This is a genomic window from Pseudoalteromonas sp. SR41-8, assembly GCF_014163915.1.
Classification (GTDB): domain Bacteria; phylum Pseudomonadota; class Gammaproteobacteria; order Enterobacterales; family Alteromonadaceae; genus Pseudoalteromonas; species Pseudoalteromonas rhizosphaerae.
The window spans coordinates 1-355 of the sequence record NZ_JACJEE010000097.1 but is presented as its reverse complement, the minus strand read 5'-3'; the positions used below and the strand labels follow the sequence as shown (position 1 = coordinate 355).

At 45.9% G+C, this 355-nt stretch carries 1 protein-coding gene; it reads right to left on the bottom strand.

The window, feature by feature from the left end; all coding sequences use genetic code 11:
* Window positions 1-180 precede the first annotated feature (180 nt).
* The gene (locus H5162_RS21590; protein ID WP_409076817.1) at window positions 181-336 is read right to left on the bottom strand and encodes a DNA-binding protein; all 156 of its coding nucleotides are present in this window, start codon (window positions 334-336) and stop codon (window positions 181-183) included.
* Window positions 337-355: the final 19 nt, after the last annotated feature.

The following is a 355-nucleotide window of genomic DNA, read 5'->3' as shown; positions in this document are numbered from 1 at the left end:
TTCGTGGCTAAAGCCATCTCCTACAACAATATTTACCCTCGGTGCAGCGCGAAGCGCCACTTTGACCTCTGTGGTGAAATTCACTTATCGCCCTAAGAACGCCCCCACACCAGTAGGGTTTCGTTGCACTCTCCCCAACCTACGCCACTTGCGTTGTAAGGTGAAAGTTAAGTGCTTTTATCACTTGAAAAAAGTTTCGCAACGAGTTTTGGTTTTACCATTCACCGCCTTATACGAGCTTTCACGATTTAATCCTGTTGCCTTAGCAATATCACTCACGCCATGCTTTTTCACCAAAGATCTGAAAGTGGTCACCCATAAGAAGCTTCCGATCATGCTGACGACTGTGTTTTCT